Source organism: Dokdonella sp. (assembly GCF_035703485.1).
Taxonomy (GTDB): domain Bacteria; phylum Pseudomonadota; class Gammaproteobacteria; order Xanthomonadales; family Rhodanobacteraceae; genus Dokdonella.
The window spans coordinates 1-20,346 of the sequence record NZ_DASSYD010000117.1 but is presented as its reverse complement, the minus strand read 5'-3'; the positions used below and the strand labels follow the sequence as shown (position 1 = coordinate 20,346).

Annotated in this window: 20 protein-coding genes and 1 pseudogene; 5 read left to right on the top strand and 16 right to left on the bottom strand. The window is 59.7% G+C overall.

Going from position 1 to position 20,346, the window contains the following annotated elements; translation table 11 throughout:
* The 3 genes from folP to rlmE all read right to left on the bottom strand — a co-directional run.
* Positions 1-753 (bottom strand): dihydropteroate synthase (gene folP, locus VFN25_RS08815; RefSeq protein WP_325140946.1); only part of this gene is annotated, 753 nt, incomplete at its 3' end.
* A 110-nt stretch (positions 754-863) separates the two neighbouring features.
* Positions 864-2,804, bottom strand: a complete 1,941-nt coding sequence (gene ftsH / locus VFN25_RS08810) for an ATP-dependent zinc metalloprotease FtsH (RefSeq protein WP_325140944.1) — start codon at positions 2,802-2,804, stop codon at positions 864-866.
* Positions 2,805-2,833: 29 nt separating this feature from the next.
* Positions 2,834-3,454, bottom strand: a complete 621-nt coding sequence (gene rlmE / locus VFN25_RS08805) for a 23S rRNA (uridine(2552)-2'-O)-methyltransferase RlmE (RefSeq protein ID WP_325140942.1) — start codon at positions 3,452-3,454, stop codon at positions 2,834-2,836.
* A 270-nt stretch (positions 3,455-3,724) separates the two neighbouring features.
* Here rlmE and yhbY point away from each other — a divergent pair, with 270 nt between their 5' ends.
* A complete protein-coding gene (yhbY, locus tag VFN25_RS08800; RefSeq protein ID WP_325140940.1) occupies positions 3,725-4,021 on the top strand; it encodes a ribosome assembly RNA-binding protein YhbY in 297 nt (98 codons plus the stop codon).
* A gap of 11 nt (positions 4,022-4,032) precedes the next feature.
* Positions 4,033-4,407, top strand: coding sequence for an Mth938-like domain-containing protein (locus tag VFN25_RS08795; RefSeq protein ID WP_325140938.1), 375 nt, complete (start codon positions 4,033-4,035; stop codon positions 4,405-4,407).
* A 78-nt stretch (positions 4,408-4,485) separates the two neighbouring features.
* Here VFN25_RS08795 and VFN25_RS08790 read toward each other — a convergent pair whose 3' ends face one another.
* From VFN25_RS08790 to surE, 5 genes are all read right to left on the bottom strand, one after another.
* The gene (locus tag VFN25_RS08790) at positions 4,486-5,406 is read right to left on the bottom strand and encodes a sigma-70 family RNA polymerase sigma factor (RefSeq protein ID WP_325140936.1); all 921 of its coding nucleotides are present in this window, start codon (positions 5,404-5,406) and stop codon (positions 4,486-4,488) included.
* Between the two features lie 75 nt (positions 5,407-5,481).
* Positions 5,482-6,351, bottom strand: a complete 870-nt coding sequence (locus tag VFN25_RS08785) for a peptidoglycan DD-metalloendopeptidase family protein (RefSeq protein ID WP_325140934.1) — start codon at positions 6,349-6,351, stop codon at positions 5,482-5,484.
* Positions 6,351-6,956, bottom strand: a complete 606-nt coding sequence (locus tag VFN25_RS08780) for a YqaA family protein (RefSeq protein WP_325140932.1) — start codon at positions 6,954-6,956, stop codon at positions 6,351-6,353. The genes VFN25_RS08785 and VFN25_RS08780 overlap by 1 nt, the downstream gene beginning before the upstream one ends.
* A gap of 31 nt (positions 6,957-6,987) precedes the next feature.
* Entirely contained in the window at positions 6,988-7,671 is a 684-nt protein-coding gene (locus VFN25_RS08775) for a protein-L-isoaspartate(D-aspartate) O-methyltransferase (protein WP_414648912.1), read from the bottom strand.
* Between the two features lie 34 nt (positions 7,672-7,705).
* Positions 7,706-8,479 (bottom strand): 5'/3'-nucleotidase SurE, encoded by a 774-nt coding sequence (surE, locus tag VFN25_RS08770; protein ID WP_325140929.1) that lies wholly within the window; start codon positions 8,477-8,479, stop codon positions 7,706-7,708.
* A 248-nt stretch (positions 8,480-8,727) separates the two neighbouring features.
* Here surE and VFN25_RS08765 point away from each other — a divergent pair, with 248 nt between their 5' ends.
* Positions 8,728-9,306, top strand: a complete 579-nt coding sequence (locus VFN25_RS08765) for a Smr/MutS family protein (protein WP_325140925.1) — start codon at positions 8,728-8,730, stop codon at positions 9,304-9,306.
* On the opposite strand, the gene VFN25_RS08760 is transcribed toward VFN25_RS08765, so the two are convergent.
* The 8 genes and pseudogenes from VFN25_RS08760 to VFN25_RS08725 form a co-directional block, all read right to left on the bottom strand.
* On the bottom strand, positions 9,307-9,525 hold the full coding sequence (locus VFN25_RS08760) for a hypothetical protein (RefSeq protein ID WP_325140923.1): 219 nt from the start codon (positions 9,523-9,525) through the stop codon (positions 9,307-9,309). It lies immediately after the preceding gene.
* Between the two features lie 39 nt (positions 9,526-9,564).
* Positions 9,565-10,590: a tRNA pseudouridine(13) synthase TruD gene (gene truD, locus VFN25_RS08755; protein ID WP_325140920.1), complete on the bottom strand. Its 1,026-nt coding sequence runs from the start codon at positions 10,588-10,590 to the stop codon at positions 9,565-9,567.
* Between the two features lie 80 nt (positions 10,591-10,670).
* A pseudogene (gene ispF / locus VFN25_RS08750) lies at positions 10,671-11,138 on the bottom strand (2-C-methyl-D-erythritol 2,4-cyclodiphosphate synthase); the annotation flags it as partial.
* A gap of 114 nt (positions 11,139-11,252) precedes the next feature.
* Positions 11,253-11,972 carry a 2-C-methyl-D-erythritol 4-phosphate cytidylyltransferase gene (gene ispD, locus VFN25_RS08745; protein WP_325140918.1) on the bottom strand — a complete coding sequence of 240 codons (720 nt, stop codon included), beginning with the start codon at positions 11,970-11,972 and terminating at the stop codon, positions 11,253-11,255.
* Complete coding sequence (gene ftsB / locus VFN25_RS08740; protein WP_325140916.1) at positions 11,959-12,270, bottom strand: cell division protein FtsB; 312 nt, start codon at positions 12,268-12,270, stop codon at positions 11,959-11,961. Before ftsB ends, ispD begins: the two co-directional genes overlap by 14 nt.
* A gap of 28 nt (positions 12,271-12,298) precedes the next feature.
* A complete protein-coding gene (eno, locus tag VFN25_RS08735) occupies positions 12,299-13,594 on the bottom strand; it encodes a phosphopyruvate hydratase (RefSeq protein WP_325140914.1) in 1,296 nt (431 codons plus the stop codon).
* Positions 13,595-13,631: 37 nt separating this feature from the next.
* The gene (gene kdsA, locus VFN25_RS08730; RefSeq protein WP_325140912.1) at positions 13,632-14,462 is read right to left on the bottom strand and encodes a 3-deoxy-8-phosphooctulonate synthase; all 831 of its coding nucleotides are present in this window, start codon (positions 14,460-14,462) and stop codon (positions 13,632-13,634) included.
* Positions 14,459-16,138 carry a CTP synthase gene (locus VFN25_RS08725; RefSeq protein ID WP_325140910.1) on the bottom strand — a complete coding sequence of 560 codons (1,680 nt, stop codon included), beginning with the start codon at positions 16,136-16,138 and terminating at the stop codon, positions 14,459-14,461. Before VFN25_RS08725 ends, kdsA begins: the two co-directional genes overlap by 4 nt.
* 553 nt (positions 16,139-16,691) lie before the next feature.
* Here VFN25_RS08725 and parE point away from each other — a divergent pair.
* Together parE and VFN25_RS08715 are read left to right on the top strand one after the other, a co-directional pair.
* A complete protein-coding gene (parE, locus tag VFN25_RS08720) occupies positions 16,692-18,593 on the top strand; it encodes a DNA topoisomerase IV subunit B (RefSeq protein WP_325140908.1) in 1,902 nt (633 codons plus the stop codon).
* Positions 18,594-18,724: 131 nt separating this feature from the next.
* Entirely contained in the window at positions 18,725-19,861 is a 1,137-nt protein-coding gene (locus VFN25_RS08715; RefSeq protein WP_325140906.1) for an acyltransferase, read from the top strand.
* Positions 19,862-20,346 lie beyond the last annotated feature (485 nt).

The following is a 20,346-nucleotide window of genomic DNA, read 5'->3' as shown; positions in this document are numbered from 1 at the left end:
TTGAACCGCAATCAGCGCGGCGGCAACCGAGCCGAAAATTCGATCCTGTGGATTCTCACGTCCGGTCAGCATGCCAATCATGGACTTCCTCGAACAACCACACAGTACCGGGGCGATTTCGGCAAAGCGCGCCATGTTTCGGAGCAGGGCCAGATTGTGCTCCAGAGTCTTGCCGAAACCGAATCCAGGGTCGACAACAATACGCTTCTTGTCGATGCCGGCCAATTGGCAGGCAAATACCCGGTCGGATAGAAATCGATGGACTTCACCAACGACATCATCGTAGTGGGGAGCATCCTGCATGCTGCGCGGTTCGCCTTGCATGTGCATCAGGCAAACGACCGCACCCGATTCGGCGGCGGCTTCGAGCGCACCATCACCACGAAGCGCCCGCACATCATTGATCATGCCGGCACCGGCTGCCACGGCGGCGCGCATGACCTCCGGGGCGGAAGTATCGATCGACAGAGGCAGGCTTGTTCTGGCTGCCAATGCCTCGATCACCGGCACCACCCGAGAAATTTGCAGTTCGGCGGAAACCGCTGATGCGCCGGGTCGCGTTGATTCCGCGCCGATGTCGATCAGGTCCGCGCCTTCCCCGACCATACGCAGGGCATGCTCGATGGCGCGCTCGGGATCAACAAATTTTCCGCCATCGGAAAACGAATCATCGGTGACATTGACGATGGCGCAGACACGCGCACGATCAAGCACGAGCTCCCTGCCCGCACAATTGAGTACTGTCGAGAACATGCCCGGCTCCACCAAGAAAAAAGGCCGCCAGATGGCGGCCTCTTTATCAGAACCGAGAAGGGATGCACTGATCAAGTCCCGCGCATCCCATTGGCCTCGGCCAGGTTGGCTCAGTGCAAGCTGCTGTTGCGCGACTGCGTAGCCGGCTCGCCGATCGGGCTTTCCTTGCCACCGCCCTTGCTCGACCCGCCGCCACCACCCTGATTCCTGGAGTCGCTCTGCCAGTCCTTTGGCGGATCCGGCTCGCGCCCGTCCATGATCGCGGCAATCATCTCGCGGTCGATGGTCTCGTATTGCAGCAGCGCCTGTGCCATTGCTTCAAGCTTGAGGTGTTCACGCGTCAGGATCTCGCGGGCACGCTCGTAAGCACGATCAATCACGCTTCGTACAACCTCGTCGATACGCCGCGCGGTCTCTTCGGAGACATGCTTGTGCTGAGTCACCGAACGACCGAGGAACACCTCGTCTTCCTCGTCGGTATAGGTCATCGGCCCGAGCTCTTCGGACAATCCATATTTGGTGACCATGTCGCGCGCCAACTGGGTGGCACGCTGAATGTCATTGGAGGCACCGGTGGTCACCTTCTCTTCGCCGAAGATCAACTCCTCGGCGACGCGACCGCCATAGAGACTGGCCAGGCGACTGTCGAGCGAACTCTTGGAATGGCTGTAACGATCCTGCTCGGGCAGGAACATGGTGACGCCCAACGCTCGCCCACGAGGAATGATCGTGACCTTGTGCACCGGATCGTGCTCGGGAACCGACAGACCAACGATGGCATGACCGGCCTCGTGATACGCAGTCAGCTTCTTCTCGTCATCGCTCATGATCATCGAGCGGCGCTCAGCGCCCATCATGATCTTGTCCTTGGCGCGCTCGAAATCATTCATGCCGACATCGCGCGAGTTGCCGCGTGCCGCGAACAACGCCGCCTCGTTGACCAGATTGGCCAGATCGGCACCGGAGAATCCGGGCGTACCACGCGCAATCACCAGCGGCTCAACGTCATTGGACAACGGCACCTTGCGCATATGCACCTTGAGAATCTGCTCGCGACCCTTGAGGTCCGGCAACGGCACGACAACCTGGCGATCGAAACGACCGGGACGCAGCAAGGCCGGATCAAGCACGTCGGGACGGTTGGTCGCCGCGATGACGATGACGCCCTCGCTGCCCTCGAAGCCATCCATCTCGACCAGCAACTGGTTCAGAGTCTGCTCGCGTTCATCATGCCCGCCTCCGAGTCCGGCACCACGATGACGACCGACCGCATCGATTTCGTCGATGAAAATGATGCATGGCGCCTGTTTCTTGGCCTGCTCGAACATGTCGCGCACACGCGCCGCACCGACACCGACAAACATCTCGACGAAATCGGAACCCGAGATCGCGAAGAACGGAACCTTGGCCTCACCAGCAATGGCCTTGGCCAGCAGGGTTTTGCCGGTTCCGGGCGAGCCGACCATCAGCACGCCGCGCGGGATCTTTCCTCCGAGCTTGGTGAACTTGGACGGATCGCGCAGGAACTCGACCAATTCGGATACCTCGTCCTTGGCCTCATCGCAGCCCGCCACATCGGCAAAGGTAATCTTGATCTGATCCTCACCGTGCAATTTGGCCCGCGAACGCCCGAACGACATCGCGCCACGCCCGCCGCCGCCCGACTGCATCTGGCGCATGAAATAGAAGACCAGACCGAAAATGACGATCAGTGGCAACCAATCAAACAGCAAGCGCAGGATCAACGGCATTGGCGGTTCGGTCGCTTCGATCTTGACCTTCTGCACATCGCTTTCAATGTCGCCGATCGACTTTTCGGTCAGCAGCGCAGTGGTACGCACACTCGAACCATCTTGAAGCTTGGCTTCGATCGTGCGGCCATCGTTATGCACAAGCACTTCATCGACGCGCTTGTCGCGCACTGCCTGCATGAATTCGGAGTACGGAATGTCCTTGGTCGTCGCCGATTGCGGATTGAAGCTCTGGAACACTGTCAACAGGACGACAGCGATCACAACCCAGAGCAGCACCGTCTTTGCCATATCGTTCATTCTTTTCCGTTTCCTCCTGCACGCCGCCGTCAGATCTTTCTGCCGGTCGCCAATGCATAGACTTCATTGCTGCGCGCCCGTGACGCTTTGGGCTTGCGGATGCTGACGCTCGCATATTGGCTACGCAAACGTCGAATATGTTCATCAAAACCCTGCCCCTGAAACACCTTGGTCAGGAACGCCCCACCCTTTCTCAGATGAGCCTCGGCAAAATCGGCCGCCAATTCAGCCAGGACCATGGAACGGTCCTGATCGACAACACCGACTCCGCTCATGTTGGGGGCCATGTCGGAAAGCACAAGATCAATGCTGGCTCCGTCGAGCAGGGCCTCAAGCCTGGCCAACACCTCATTTTCACGGAAATCGCCGAGAATGAAGTCGACGCCGCCGATCCCCTGCATGGGCAGGATATCAAGGGCGATGATGCGTCCCGCATCACCAAGCCGTTCGCGTACCATCTGCGACCAGCCGCCCGGCGCCGCACCAAGATCAACCACGAACATGCCCGGTTTGAGCAGCTTGTCACGCTCGATCAGCTCATCCAGTTTGAACACCGCCCGTGAACGCCAGCCTTCTGCCTGGGCGCGTTTCACGTAAGGATCGCTGAAATGCTCCTGGAGCCAGCGGGAACTGGTTTTGCTTCGCGCCACGTTGTTTCACTGCGCACCGGGCGCGTTGGTCAGGCAAGGGATTGGCCTCATAATACCCTGAAAGCTGGACTTGGCCCTGACATTCATGAAATTCGCACGCTCTCGCTTGCCCATTGAATCCACACATCTTTTCACTTGGCCGGCAATCATCCCCGGCATCGCTTCAATTGCCAAAAGCCGTGAGAATCCAATGTCCTGCGCGAACATCACGCCGATTCACGAATAATCCGGGCCGACCCTCGGCCTCCCATCTGCTTTCGGACTCCATTCATGCCACTTACCTCGTTTCAGAAGCGCTACCTGCGTGGTCTCGCCCACACTTTGAGCCCCATCGTCATGCTTGGACAGAAGGGCGTCACTGCGAACTTGATCGCCGAACTGAATGTGGCCATTGATCGCCATGAGCTGATCAAGCTGCGCCTTTCCGGTGGCGACAAGGAGGAGCGTAGCGCGCAGATCGACGCTCTCATCGCTGGCTCCGGTTCCGAACTCGTGCAAACCATCGGCCATACGGCAACGTTGTGGAAGCGCAACGAGAAGGAGCCGAAACTGCCGTTGCCGAAATAGGATCAAGCCAAATGGAACTGAGCCAGGACCGCGCCGAAGGTTACTTCTTTATCCGTGCCGTTCGCGAGCAGTCGGTGTTTGTCATCGATCGCGAGCTTGTATCGAGTTTCCTCATCGCGCCTGACAAGGTGGTCGAGGACTGGCCGGTTCGTGCAATCGGCGAGCTTGACCCAACGGCCGTGCAGGCCATTGCCGCGCTCGAACCGGAACTGGTCATCCTTGGCAGCGGTCCTGAACAGCAGTTTCCGCAGCAAACGCTCCTGCTGCCATTTCTGCGCCAGGGGATCGGCGTCGAAGTGATGCAGAATTCGGCTGCCGGGCGCACATACAACCTGCTTGCGGGAGAAGGACGCAAGGTCGTCGCCGCATTTATCCTGCCGGGTTAGCAAGGAAGAAACATAGTGAAGCTACGCTGACGACGAGCAACGCAGGCCTGGGGCTGGGGACCCAGCGAGTTTGCCGAGCTATTTGCTGGACACTACATTCGCAGCCTGATCCTGAGAGGACAGCTGACGCAAGCGCTTCAGCGCCTCTTCCTGAATCTGGCGTACACGCTCACGCGAGATACCGAGATCAACGGCAATTTCTGCCAGCGAATGCACGGCCTCCCCGTTCAAACCATAGCGGCGCTCGACAACCAGTTGCTGGCGCGGCTTCAACGCCGCGAGCCAACTCTGCAGATTGCCATTGCCAGGCTCTTCGTGGGTATTCGTCGCACTGCCATCGTCTTCGTCGACGATGTGCTCGATCAGGGCACGATCATCGCTGTCGGACATTGGTGCATCCAATGAACTGATGTGCTCGCTGACACGGAACAATTCGGCGACTGCACGGGCTTCCTTGCCAACTCCACGCGCCAGTTCCTCAAGCGTCGGCGGCCGCGCTAGTTGCGCGGTCATCTCGCGCTTCGCCCGCAAGACCTGAGCCAACTCGCGCAAGACGTGAACCGGGATGCGCACGGTTCGTCCTTGATGCGAGAGCGCATGCTGCACGCCGTGACGAATCCACCACATGGCGTAGGTCGAAAAACGCAGGCGACGCTCAGGCTGGAATTTCTCGACCGCGCGGATCAGACCGATATTGCCCTCCTCGATCAGATCCATCAGCGGTACGCCGCGGCCGACGTAACCGCGCGCAACCGTCACCACGAGCCGAAGATTGGCCTCGATCAGTTCACGCCTGGCTTCTCCATCACCTGCCTGAACGCGTTCGGCCAGAGCCCATTCCTGCTCACCACTTAGCAGCTCGATCAGGCCAATTTCATTCAGATATGCGCCGGTCGAGGTGCGCACCTCCACGTCGACGGGATCAATTGCATCGAGTAGTTCAAGCACTTCCTCGACCGCCGGCTCCTCGCTGGCGTCGGATTTCGGTTCAGTGCTCATGCAAACCGAATCCGGTTGCATGGAAATCGCTGCTGCCCGTGCGGACGCGACGCTGGGTCTGGATGACAATCATGATCAGCGCTTCGGCAAGAATCCAAGCGGATCCACCGGCTTGCCATTTCGGCGAATCTCGAAATGCAGCATATCGCGGGTGGCGCTGGATGAACCCATTTCAGCAATCTGCTGGCCGCCTTTGACCCGGTCCCCTTCCTGGACCAGACGCCGGCGGTTGTGACCATATGCAGAGAGCATCGTCGAACTGTGCTTGACGATGATCAGTTCGCCGTAGCCGATCAGACCGTTACCGCTGTAGACCACTTCTCCGTCAGCTGTTGCGCGAACCGGATCACCCGATTTTCCGGCGATATTGATGCCCTGGCGGGTCTGGTCTCCACTTACGAAACGGGCGACAAGCTGCCCTTCGGCTGGCCAGCGCCATCCAATTGCCGAATCGGATGTGCTGTCACTGCGTTGCGGCTCCGGCGCACGCGATGGCGCTGGAGAAGGCTTGGTGACAACGACCGCGGCAGGCGGAGACGCTGGAGCCGGCGCCTTTTGTGCGGGCTGCGGGCTCGGCTGCGGACGTGGCGGTGCTCTCGAAGGAACTGGACGGGTTGCGGCAACCGGACGCTGCTCGGCTCGCTGCTCCTCAAGGCGAATCAACTGGCCAACGTAAATCGTATAAGGCGGACCGATTCCATTGGCACGGGCCACATCGCGATAATCCATGCCGTTGCGAAACGCGATGCTGTAAAGCGTGTCGCCCTTGCGCACGCGATAACTGCCATGCGGCGTGCGATCGTTACCGGATGTGGCCGAGTGCCGGCTACCGAGACTGCGATCCTGTACCGGTGCCGGAGGCGTCGAGGCACAGCCAGCCAAAACCAGGATGGTGAGGGCCAGAAGCGCACGCTGACGGAAAGGTTTGTTACTGGTTTCAATCACTATCGAATGAACTTGAGATAGACAATGGCAATCGCCAACACGCCGAGCATGGCCCAACCGATCCATTCAATCCATCGGTGCAAGGCGGCTTCGGCTTTCGGCCCGGCAATCCGGATGACTCCTGCAAGCAGATAGACACGCTTGCCCCGACCAACAATCATGCTGGCGACAAAGGGTAGCAGCGGCACGCCAACAATACCTGACGCCCAGGTGAAGATTTTCAAAGGAATCGGCAGAAAGCCCGCAACAACCAGCAACCAGAACGCCGACCACGGGCTTTGCGAGGCAATTTCGCGCAATTCGGCGACCTGGACATCAATCCGCTCCAGCCAGCCAAGCGAATCCAGCAATGGACGTACCCACTCGAAGGCATAGTGACCCAGCGCGTATCCGACCAGTGCGCCGATCACTGAAAACACCAGACTGACGCTGGCGAAGCGCGCCCAGCGATGCGGTCGAGCCAGCACCATCGGGCCGAGCATGACTTCGGGCATGACCGGAAAGATGATCGCTTCGACAAAACTCAATACGGCCAGCAGGGGCTCGGCCTTCGGATGCTGCGACCACTTCATGGCGCGCTCGTAAAGCGGCTTGAACAGCTTCAAGTGCGCACTCCCTGCGATAGTCGATGCTCGATCACACGACACCACCAAGCAGCGGCACGAAACTTACCGCAGCAAGAATCTCTCGCTGCCAGCCTTGATCGGTAGAGCGTACGCGCAACAGTTCCTGACGGCCGGGAGGTCCAACCGGGGCGACCAGCACACCGCCTGGTGCCAGTTGGTCGAGCAAGGTGTTTTCCAGATCAGTACCGGCCGCCGTGACCATGATCGCGTCGAATGGCGCCTCTTCCGGCCAGCCAAGTCGACCGTCATCGTGACGTGAACGGATATTGTCGAGACCGAGCTTGCGGAACCGGCGTCGCGCATTGCGCAAGAGTTCGTCGATGCGTTCAACGGTATAGACCTGCTCGACCAAGGTCGCGAGCACGGCGCATTGATAGCCGGAGCCAGTGCCGATCTCGAGCACTCTCGCCGGCAGCGCGTGTTCGATCAGGACTTCAGTCATGCGCGCGACGACATACGGTTGTGAAATCGTCTGGCCACGACCAATAGGCAGCGCCGTGTCCTCGTAAGCACGTGAAGCCAGCGCTTCGTCGATGAACAGATGCCTGGGCAACTGGCGCAAGGTGTCGAGCACACGCCGATCGCGAATCCCCTCGCCTTGCAGACGCTCGATCAAACGATCACGGGCGCGTTGCGAGGTCATGCCAAGACCGCGCACTTCCGGACGACTGCGGGCAACCTGTTTCACCGGCATGGCTCCATTGCGCAGGAGAGCGGCCTTCCCATGCTCATGCCGCACTGCTCTCCTTTGCCAGCGAGCCGACCCAGCCACCCACTTTATCCAGCGCCTGATAGCGAGTCAGGTCAACATGAATCGGCGTGATCGACACATAGCCCTCGCGAATTGCATGAAAATCGGTGCCAGGGCCATCATCCTCGGATTTGCCCGGCGGGCCTATCCAGTACATCGAGCGACCACGCGGATCAGCTTGTTCGATGCACGATTCCGAGCGATGCCGACGCCCGAGCCGGCCAACCGAAAAACCGCGAATCTCTTCCCACGGCTTGTCCGGCACATTGACGTTGAGGATCGTATCGGCCGGCAGGGGATCAACCAGCAACTTGCGAATCAATTGCATCACCGCAAGTGCTGCGGAGTCATAGTGCTTGCCGTCGTGATTGCGGGTAACCAGCGAAACCGCAATGGCCGGCAGACCCAGAAAGCGCCCCTCCATCGCCGCCGAAACCGTACCGGAATAAATCACATCGTCGCCGAGATTGGCCGCGCTGTTGATACCGGAGACGACAATATCAGGGGCATTGTCGAGCAACCCGGTCAAACCCAGGTACACACAATCGGTCGGTGTACCAGCGACGCTGTAACGACCATCGTCACGTCGATTGACGCGGATCGGCTGATCCAGGGTCAGCGAATTGCTCGCACCCGAGCGATCACGATCCGGTGCAACCACGACCACCTCGCCAATGGCCGCCAGATGTCGGGCAAGCACGATGATGCCGGGTGCATCGACGCCATCGTCGTTGCTCACAAGAACGCGCATGAATTGTTCCCTGAAGTCGTGAATGTGACTCTTCGGCCAACGAAAGGTGGTGGCCGCAAAGCCTGTCGGGTTGGGCGGACAAGCATACCGGATTCACCTCACGGGCTGAACGCATCACGACCCGGCATGGGCATGAATCAGGCGCAAATGACCCCGTTCGTTCCATTGCAACCACAGCAAGCGGTTGTCCCACTCGCCAAGTCGTGCCATGGTTTTCCATTCGCTTGATCCCGCCTGATCGTCATTTCATGAAACGACTTCGCCGCCAGCCATCCAGGAGCAGCAAATTGCCCGTTGCCGATGGCAGCGACAGCGATCTTTTTCGCAACGCGGTGGGTGAGGTTCGGCGCTTGACCAGGCACAACGACCTCGCCCCGGAAGTTCCGCGCCCGGACCCCGTGCCGCGGCAGTTCGAGGCCGATGAAGCCGCCGTCCGCGATGAATTGCTGAGTCACGCCTTTGATCCGGCGTCGATCGAGCTTGGTGACGAGATCCTGTACCTCAAACCAGGCCAGCCCGAGCGCTTGCTCAAGCAACTGCGCCGTGGGCAATTCAGCATTCGCTCCGAAATCGACCTGCATCAGATGACCGTGGCCGTCGCCCGTGATGCTATCAAGCTGTTTCTTGCGGATGCCATTGCCCATGACGAACTATGCGTGCGTATCGTCCACGGCAAGGGTTTGCGCTCCGCAGCACGCGGGCCAGTCGTCAAACGCATGACCGAACAAACCCTGCGCCGACGGGACGATGTCCTCGCCTTCGCTTCGGCCCTACCTGCGCAGGGAGGGACAGGTGCGGTGCTGGTCCTGCTGCGCAGTGATCGGTGATCAGTTGCTGGTCTCGCCCTCGACCGGCACGCGCTTGGTCGGCGGGTTGACCCAGGTGACGCGAACACCGAGTTGTCGACTTGTACGATCGACAGTGTCTACGTATTCCTGATCGATAGTGAACAAGCCTTTGTCAGCGTATCGACTGCTGCCGGTGCTGGCACAGCCCGGCAGAACCATCAGGAAAACCGTGACGACAGAAAACAACTGACGTTTCATGGCAACCTCCAGTGGCTGTTTTGATCGGAATTGCACCGATCAGTGCTGACTATAGCCTCTTGTCGCGCAGAGTTCGCGTACAACCGAAGTTGCGAAGGTTCCCGAGGGCAAGCCAAAACTCAGCAACAACGACCCGTCGGCAAGCCACTCATGAGCAAATTCGCCGACAGGCAATCGCAGCGAGCGCCTTTCCTGGCGAAGATCATGCGCACACAATCCTTCTGCCAGCACTGATTCCTCCTGCGCTATAGCGGTTTCGATGGCGGCGACCTGATCGAGACTGCGCAATTCACCCTGGCCCCAGAGTGGACCGGTCGGATCGATATCGCCACTGGCAAGACGCTCGCGCAATCCGTCATCCAGCACTTGTGGGCCAAAGATCGAATGAGTCCCGGCAAGCATCCAGACTTCACCGGCCAGAGCCTGATTCCAGTTTGCCGAATCGACGCGCGCGGCCAACACGCGGTTGAACAAATATGAGCGCGCCGCCGACAAGGCGAAACCGCGTTGACTGCGGCCCATGCGAGCGCCCGCAAACAAGGCCTGGGCACTTCGCAAGTTATCGCCATTGCGACCGAATCGTTGCTCGCCAAAGTAGTTCGGTACACCGTCCCGTGCAATTTCATTCATGCGCCGATCGGCGACGCCACGATCACCTTCGAGCCCGCTCAGCCGGATTCGAAATCGATTGCCTTTATGGACACCGCGCTTGATCTTCTTCGAGTGCCGACTGGCCTCGATGATGTTGACGCCCTCGATCTCCAGCGCTTGCCAGTCCGGATCCGCTCGACCCGGCAAATGAACCGAGAAGGTTTGCCGAGTCACTGCATGACGATCCTTGAGGCCGGAGTAGCCAACAGACATCGGTGCCACGCCGGCGGCCCTGGCCAATTGCTGCGCCACCCATTCGGTATTCGCGTTTCGCTTCTCGATCCGCAAGAACGCGTGCTCACCTTTGCCATCGGCATTGAAACCGAGTATTTCGTCGACCTCGAAATCATCGACTGCAGCGCGCATCTGGCCATGCAGAGGCGGCCCTCCATGGGCAAACGGGAGATCGATCATTCGTTCTCGTCCAGATCCAGGCGCGCGACCAGAGCTTCGAGCTCTGGATTCTCGGGGATTTCGGCCAGAGGTTTGCTGCGACGCTGGAGGAGGACGACGGCCAATGCGGCGATACCTTCCTCGCGACCGCAAAAACCGAGCTTTTCGGTTGTCGTCGCCTTGACGTTGACATCGCCTTTCGCACAACCGAGGTCTGCAGCCAGATTGGCCCGCATGGCCTCGGCGTGCGGACCGACTTTGGGCCGTTCGCCAATGATCGTGACATCGGCATTGGCCAGCGACCAGCCACTCTCGATCATCAGGCCCGCGCAATGCAGCAGAAAATGGCGACTGCTGACATTCTTCCAGCGTTCATCCGTCGGCGGAAAATGGCGCCCGATATCGCCCAGAGCGAGCGCCCCGAAAATCGCGTCGCACAGCGCATGGATAACCACATCACCATCGGAATGTGCGACCAGGCCTTGCGAGTGCGCAATGGTCACCCCGCCGAGGACAACATGGTTGCCCGGCCCGAAGGCGTGAACGTCGAAACCTTGACCGATGCGCATGGGTTGAGAGCCGGGAGTGGGGAGTCGGGAGTGGGAAATGGAAGAAGCGTAGAGCAGAACGAGGTGAAGCGACAATTTTCCCGGGCATCGTGGATGCGGGCTTCGAGCTTTTGCCTACTCCCCACTCCCCACTCCCCACTTCCTTTTCAACAGATATTCCAAGAAGGCGCGATCGGCAGGCGTCGTCAACTTGATGTTGTCGTCGCTGCCTTCGACCAGTAACGGCTTGAACCCGGCGCGTTCCATGGCCATCGCTTCATCACTGACGATGACGCCGTCATCTCGCGCCGATTCGAGTGCAGCCATCAACTCGGCACGACGAAACATCTGCGGCGTCAACGCGCGCCAACGCGATTCGCGTGGTTCGGTTTCGATGACGTGTCCGCTGGCATCGGCACGCTTGAGCGTGTCGCGCAGCGGTGAGGCCAGCAACGCACCGCCAGCCGCCATGCCGCGTTCGATCAAGGCACTGATGTCGGCATGGCGAACACAGGGGCGCGCGGCATCGTGGACCAGCACGAAATCCGAATCGGCTACGGAATCAGGCAAGCCATGCAAGCCGGCGAGTACGGAATCCGCGCGCTCTTCGCCGCCCGTCACATTGAGCAGGCGCTTGCCGTTGAACACGGTTTCGACTCCTGCGCTGGCATCGTCATGAGCGACCACGACGACGATGCCGACGATCGACGGATGCGAGGCCAGGCGCTCCAGAGTCCAGCCGAGCAGGGATTTCCCCGCAATCTCGACATGCTGCTTGGGCCGGTCGCCGCCAAACCGTCGCCCGCGACCTGCCGCCGGCACGACACACCAGAAACCTCGCTCAGCGCTTGTCATTGCCACCGGGTTTGCCGGACGCTTTCGGCTCGACGACCTGATAAAAGGTTTCCCCCGGCTTGACCAGTCCGAGCTCGGAGCGTGCACGCTCTTCAATCGCCTCCGTGCCATCCTTGAGATTGGCAACCTCGGCGGCCAGCGCGTCGTTGCGCGCCTTGAGTTTCTCGTTCTCAAGCTTCTGCGCGGCTACGCTTTCTTCCAGCCGCCAGACCTCGATCATGCCGCCCTGTCCGGCCCATAGCTTGACGACCAGGGCGATCAGGAGAATCAACAGGATCAGGGCGACGAGACGCAGCATTCGGGCGTTGACCTGGTTTCGATCGTGATCAGCAAGTGAAATCGGGAAGATTCGGAAACGCCTTGGTGCCGGCATAGCGCGCCGACGAGCCAAGCGCTTCTTCGATACGCAGAAGCTGGTTGTACTTGGCCACGCGATCGGAACGACACAGCGAGCCGGTCTTGATCTGGGTTGCCGCCGTGGCCACCGCGAGATCGGCAATCGTCGTGTCCTCGGTTTCACCCGAACGATGCGAAATCACCGAGGCATAGTTGGCCGCTTCAGCCATGGCGATCGCGTCCAGCGTTTCGGTCAGCGTGCCGATCTGGTTGACCTTGATCAGGATCGCATTGGCGATGTGCTTGTCGATGCCCTGTTTGAAGATCGAGGTATTGGTCACAAACAAATCATCGCCGACCAGCTGCACGGTCTTGCCGAGCTTGTCGGTCAGCTTCTTCCAGCCGTCCCAGTCGCCTTCGGCCATGCCGTCCTCGATGGTCACGATCGGGTACTTCGCGCACCAGTCGGCATAGAACTCGATCAACTGGTCCGGGCTGAGCACCTTGCCTTCGCCTTCGAGGTGATAAGCGCCATCCTTGTAGAACTCCGAGCTGGCCACATCGAGACCGAGCCAGATGTCCTTGCCGATCGCGTAGCCAGACATATTGACGGCTTCGAGAATCGTCTCGATCGCTTCCTCGTTGGATTTGAGATTCGGTGCAAAGCCGCCTTCGTCACCGACCGCCGTCGACAGACCACGACCCTTGAGCACCGATTTCAATGCGTGGAAGATTTCCGTGCCGGCGCGCAGCGCCTCGGCGAAATTCGGCAAGCCGACCGGCAACACCATGAACTCCTGCATGTCGACATTGTTGTCGGCATGAGCGCCACCGTTGACGATATTCATCATTGGTACCGGCAGCTGCGGTGCGCGATCAGCGGCCAGATGCTTCCACAGCGGCAGCTTGCGCGATGCCGCCACGGCGTGCGCATTGGCCAACGAAACGCCGAGCAGCGCATTCGCACCAAGCTTGCCCTTGTTCGACGAACCATCAAGCGCGATGAGCTTTTCATCAAGGCCGCGCTGGTCGGCCGCATCGAAACCTTTCAAGGCATTGGCAATTGTCGTATTGACGTTGGCCACCGCGTTACGCACACCCTTGCCGAGATAGCGCGCCTTGTCGCCATCGCGCAACTCGACCGCCTCGCGCGATCCGGTAGACGCACCGGACGGCACCATCGCCCGGCCGAACGAACCGTCCGCCAATGTAATCTCGGCTTCTAGGGTGGGATTGCCACGGGAATCGAGGATTTCGCGGGCGTGGATCTTGTTGATCTTGCTCATGGAATGAAACTTTGCTCCGTTTGGATGTTTTCGGGAATCAGTCGACTTCGGCAAACCCGCTCTTCTTGGTCAATCGATCGAGTTCGATCAATGTTCCAAGAAGGGCTTCCATCTTCCCCAACGGCCAGGCATTCGGCCCGTCACTCAAGGCCTTGTCGGGGTCCGGATGGGTTTCCATGAAGATGCCGGCGATGCCGACGGCGACTGCGGCGCGCGCGAGCACGGGTACGAATTCGCGCTGACCACCGGACTTGCCGCCTGCCCCGCCTGGCAACTGCACCGAATGCGTGGCGTCGAAAACGACCGGGCAATCGGTATCGCGCATGACTGCCAGCGAGCGCATGTCGGAGACGAGGTTGTTGTAGCCGAAACTCGCTCCGCGCTCACTGACCATGAGCTGCTTGTTGCCTGTCGTTCTGGCCTTGTCGGTGACGTGCTTCATTTCCCACGGCGACAGGAACTGACCTTTCTTGATGTTGACCGGGCGGCCGACGCTGCAGGCCTTGATGATGAAATCGGTTTGTCGGCACAGAAAGGCTGGCGTCTGCAGCACGTCGACAACTTCGGCGACCTCCTCCATCGGCGTGTATTCGTGCACATCCGTCAAAACCGGCACGCCAATCTGGCGCTTGACCTCGGCAAGGATGCGCAAGCCTTCCTCGATACCGGGGCCACGATGGCCGTTGATCGAGGTGCGGTTGGCCTTGTCAAAACTCGACTTGTAGATGAACGGAATGCCGAGCCGCGAGGTGATTTCCTTGAGCTGGCCCGCGGTATCGAGGGCGAGCTGCTCGGATTCAATGACGCAGGGGCCGGCGATCAGGAACAGGGGTTTATCGAGTCCGACCTCGAAATTGCAAAGTTTCACGCGGTGGCTCCGATTCTGGGAGTGACGACGCCGTCGACGGCAGGCGCATCGCGCACGGCCTTGAACTCGCGCGCGGCACGGATGAAGCCGATGAACAGCGGATGGCCATCGCGCGGCGTCGAAGTGAACTCGGGGTGGGCCTGACACGCGATAAACCAGGGATGGTTGGCCAACTCGATCATTTCGACGAGCAGGTCGTCCATCGACTTGCCGGAAATGACCAGCCCATGATCCTTGAGTTTCTGTCGATAGTGGTTGTTGAACTCATAGCGATGACGATGACGCTCGCGCACGACATCCTGTCCATACAGTTCGCGTGCCAGGGTACCGGCCTTGAGCCGGCATTCCTGCGCACCGAGGCGCATGGTGCCGCCGAGATCGGAAGCCTCGTCGCGCTTCTCGATATCACCCGAACTGGTAGTCCATTCGGTGATCAGGGCAATCACCGGATCCTTGCAGGCACGATCATTTTCGCTGGAGTTGGCGCCTTCGAGACCCGCCACGTTGCGCGCAAACTCAACCACTGCAGCATGCATGCCATAGCAGATGCCGAAATACGGCACATGGTTTTCGCGAGCGTAGCGCGCCGCAGCAACCTTGCCTTCGAATCCGCGCTTGCCGAAGCCACCGGGGACCAGAATGCCGTCGACATCCTTGAGCGCTTCGCCGCCGCGACGCTCGACCTCCTCTGATTCGACCCAGCGCAAATTGACCCGCGTGTGCTGCTTGAGTGCGCCGTGACGCAGGGCCTCGCCCAGTGATTTATAGGCATCCTTGTGTTCGACATACTTGCCGACGATGGCAATGGTGACTTCATCCCGGGTGTTCTCGATCGCTTCAACGACAGCATGCCATTCACCGAGGTCAGCCGGTTTGGCTTTGAAGTTGAGTCGATCCAGAACGATGTCGTCGAGCCCTTGCTCGTGCAGCCACTGTGGCAACCGATAGATGATGTCGACATCGACTGCGCTGATTACGGCTTTCTCGGGAACATTCGTGAACAGGGCGATCTTGCGTCGGTCGGACTGCGGCAGCGGCTGCTCGCTGCGGCATAGCAGGACATCGGCCTGGATACCGATCGAGCGCAGTTCCTTGACCGAATGCTGGGTCGGCTTGGTCTTGATCTCGCCGGCAACTTTGATAAACGGCACCAGGGTCAGGTGCATGAACATCGACATTTCCGGGCCATGCTCGATGCGAATCTGGCGGATCGCCTCGAGAAACGGCAGCGATTCAATGTCACCGACCGTGCCGCCAATCTCGACCAGGGCAATATCGAAGCCGCTGGTGGCTTCGTAGATGCGATGCTTGATTTCGTCGGTGATATGCGGAATCACCTGCACCGTGGCACCGAGATAGTCGCCGCGACGCTCCTTGGCGATCACGCTCTCGTAGATCTTGCCGGTGGTGATCGAATTCTTGCCGGTCAGGCGCGTGCGCATGAAGCGCTCGTAGTGGCCAAGATCAAGGTCGGTTTCGGCACCGTCGTCGGTGACATACACCTCGCCGTGCTGAAACGGGCTCATCGTGCCGGGATCCACATTGATGTAGGGATCCAGCTTCATCATCGTCACGCGCAGGCCGCGTGCTTCGAGGATGGCGGCCAGCGACGCCGCGCAGATGCCCTTGCCAAGCGAGGACACGACGCCTCCGGTCACGAAAATCAGGGGGGTCATGGGAAGCATTCCGCAGGAAAACCGTATTCTACCGGCTTCCGTCGACGCCTGCGAGGAGGTTTGGGAACGGAGTGGGAAATCGGGAGTGGGGAGCGGGAAAAGCAGTTTGGCTTTGGCAAGAAGCTGCGGCGTCAACGTCAGATTGCGGCCGGACAGCTTTCGCTTTCCCATTTCCCACTCCCGACTCCCCACTCCCGCTCCACGAAGCTTGGGCAACGCTGATCAAGTGGCGCAATCGTCACGACGCCTGTCTGCGTGCAGATCGCGGCGCGCTGGCGCAGATGCACTGGCCGTGCTTCAAGCCAGCGCAACAAAGAGCTGCGCGCAGACAGGTGTCGCCTAACCGATTGCTTTTCTTGAAACAGGTGGCATCCAGAAGGTCCGCCAGCCGCACCGCGCGGCTCGTCAAGGCAACCAGCCTTCACTTCGCCACGCAACACGACCGGCGAACCTTCTGAATGCCATGACGGTTGGGCCACTTGATCAGCGTTACCCTTGCCTGTTGCGTTTGATCCGGCGACCATGGGAGGTCGCCCAAAACACGCCGCACTCAATGAGCAGTCGCTACAACGCAGCAGATATCGAGGTTCTTTCCGGCCTCGACCCGGTCAAGCACCGACCGGGCATGTACACCGACACCACGCGCCCGAATCATCTGGCTCAGGAAGTCATTGACAACTCGGTCGATGAAGCGCTCGCCGGTCATGCCAAATCCATCGAAGTCATCGTGCATGCCGATGGCTCGGTTTCAGTCAGCGATGACGGTCGCGGCATGCCGGTCGATATCCACCCCGAGGAAGGTATTCCGGGGGTCGAACTGATCCTTACGCGCTTGCATGCCGGCGGCAAGTTTTCGAATCGCAATTACGAATTTTCCGGCGGCCTGCACGGAGTCGGCGTTTCCGTGGTCAACGCGCTGTCGACCAAGGTCGAAGTGACAATCCGCCGCGATGGCGAAATCCATCGCATGGAATTCAAGGATGGCGATTGCACCTCGCCCCTCGAAGTCATCGGCACGGTCGGCAAGAAGAATACCGGCACCACGCTGCGCTTCTGGCCCGATCCGAAGTATTTCGACTCGGCAAAGATTCTGCTCGGCAAGCTGAAACATGTGCTGCGTGCCAAGGCCGTGCTCTGCGCAGGCCTGAGCGTGAAGCTGACCGACGAAGCCAGCGGCGAGGAAACCACCTGGCACTATGAAGATGGCCTGCATGATTATCTGCGCTCGATGCTTGGCGACATGGAACGGTTGCCCGCCGAGCTGTTCATCGGCGCGCAGAAGCGTGAAAAAAGTGCCGTCGATTTCGTCATCGCCTGGCTACCCGAAGGCGAGCTGACCCAGGAAAGCTACGTCAATCTGATTCCGACAGCGCAGGGCGGCACCCACGTCAATGGTTTGCGTACCGGATTGACCGAGGCACTGCGCGAGTTCTGCGAATTCCGCAGCCTGTTGCCGCGCGGGGTCAAACTCGCGCCTGAGGATGTCTGGGATCGCCTGTGTTTCGTGCTTTCGCTGCGCATGCAGGAGCCGCAGTTTTCCGGGCAGACCAAGGAACGTCTGTCTTCGCGCGACGCGGCCGGAATCGTGCAAAGCGCTGCGCACGATGGCTTCTCGCTGTATCTGAATCAGCATGTCGAGATCGGTGAGAAGATTGCCCAACTTGCGATCGAACGTGCGGCGATGCGGCTCAAGGCCGAAAAGCAGATCGTGCGCAAGAAGATCACCCAGGGCCCTGCCCTGCCCGGCAAGCTTGCCGATTGCGCTTCAAGCGATCTGTCGCGAACCGAATTGTTCCTGGTCGAGGGTGATTCTGCCGGCGGCTCGGCGCGCCAGGCGCGGGACAAGGATTTCCAGGCGATCCTGCCGTTGCGTGGCAAGATCCTCAACACCTGGGAAGTGGAGTCCGGCAGCGTACTCGCCTCGCAGGAGGTGCATGACCTCGCCGTTGCCATCGGCTGCGACCCGGGCAAGAACGATATCGCCGGCCTGCGCTATGGAAAGATCTGCATCCTTGCCGACGCTGATTCCGACGGCTTGCATATCGCGACCCTGCTGTCCGCCCTGTTCATCAAGCACTTTCCGGCTCTGGTCCGCGAAGGTCACGTGTTTGTCGCCATGCCACCGCTGTTTCGCGTCGATGTCGGCAAGCAGATGTTCTATTGCCTGGACGAATCCGAGCGCGATGCCGTCCTCGAACGCATCGAGCGCGAGAAAATTCGTGGCGCGGTCAACGTCACCCGCTTCAAGGGACTCGGCGAGATGAATCCGAGTCAGTTGCGCGAATCGACGATCAATCCGGATACACGTCGACTCGTTCAACTCACCGTCGGCGCAATCGAGGACGGGGATGATGGAACCAACAAGATCATGGACATGCTGCTCTCTAAAAAGCGCGCCGCCGATCGCAAAAGCTGGCTTGAAGAAAAAGGCGACCTTGCATCGCTTGAAGTCTGAGTGACGGTGAAGCCTGGATGGCGGACAACACCCTGGCGAGCCTCTGTGAACTTCCGGACAGAATTTGTCGACCGGGCGGATGCTCGTAATTTGCAAGCCTGGACTTGCATGAGCCATGTGACAATCCAGGCATGCTGATCAATATCCAGTTGCTGCGCATGCTGGCGGCCATGATGGTCGTCTTCTATCACACCAGCGTGCACGTCAGGGCCAGCGGCGTGGCCCAGGGCGGCTTCTTTGAGGTCATGGAGGCAGTGGGTTTCGCTGGCGTTGACATCTTCTTCGTGATCAGCGGATTCATCATGGCGCACACCTCGTTTGCCGCAAGCGGACCGCAGGATGCCTGGTCGTTTCTTCGCCGCCGCCTCGCCCGCATCTATTCCGGGTACTGGCCATTTTTTCTGCTGGCACTGATCATATTCAGCTGGGTCAACCCGGCGCTTCTGCACAAGGCAAAGCTGCTGCAATCGGTAATCCTCTGGCCCGCCTACCCGCTGTTGATCGCGGTCAGCTGGACACTGATATTCGAGTTGTTTTTCTACCTGCTGTTCACCCTGATCATCAGCATCAGCGACCGCCGTCGCAGCTTGCTGCTGCATGGCTTGTTTGTGCTGATGCTTGGTTATTCCCTCTACAGCCAATTCGTCCTTCACACCTACGCCAAGGGCAATCTCGAAACCATCACGGCGGCCGAGTACTGCATGTTCAGCCCGTACTTGATGGAATTCCTCGGCGGCGCCGTGCTCGCCGGCTGGTTGCGCGGGCAAGCCGGAAAGCCAGCATCGAGGCAGGTCGAATATCGCAACTTTTTTCTGCTTGGCTCGGGTTGCGCACTGTTTCTGTTCGCCGGCTGGATCAACAATCACTGGTTCGATGGCGCCATTGAACAGGGCTATACGGTTTTCTATCGCGTGTTGGTATTTGGAGCGCCCTCGCTGCTGATTCTGGCCAGTCTGGTACGCCTGGAACAAAACGGAAGGCATGCGCCAAAACGTTTCAGTCTGCTGACCGGAGCGGCTTCCTATGCCATATACCTCTCGCATGGTCTCATTTTGGCGATCACCCAGAAGCTCGGCTTCAACGAGTTTGCCGGCAGCCTTGGCGGCTGGACCATGCAGGCCCTCTACATCACGCTGGTCGCGGCGATCCTCGGCTACAGCGTGCTGCATTTCCGCATGATCGAACAGCCCTTGCACCAGATTTTCAAGCGCGGGTTGCGCCTGCAAGTACGAACCCGGAGCGATGCGCCAACGACCTCGCCTCTGTAATGGCGCTGTCTCAACTCGATCAATAGCCGATCGACACATGCGGCCGACCTGCCGGCTTGATCCGGCTGACCTGCGAACCCGCCTGCGGAGAGCTTTCCGGTGGCCACAGAGAAATCAATCAAACGCATGTTTGACTCCTACCCAATTGTGGACTATGTTTCCGACGCGCCATGTCGCTCCGGGAGGGGATGCGGTCACGGCGCAAGCTGACGACTCTGCTCCGCCGTGCCCAGCGCCGGCATGGACGCCGTACCGCACCAGCACGACGAAGCCCAACCGCAGGCCGCACCTTGAACGGCTGCACCGGGAGGGATTCAATGATCCGTATTGCACTTGTGCTATTGCTCGCGCTAGGCACGACAACCGCGTTTGCCAGCAGCGCTGGAACCGGCGTGGCCTTTGTCCACGGCACCGGTCATCAGACCGACGCCTACAACGATTACTGGCAATCGACCATGGTCAACACCGTGCGCCAGGGCCTGGTC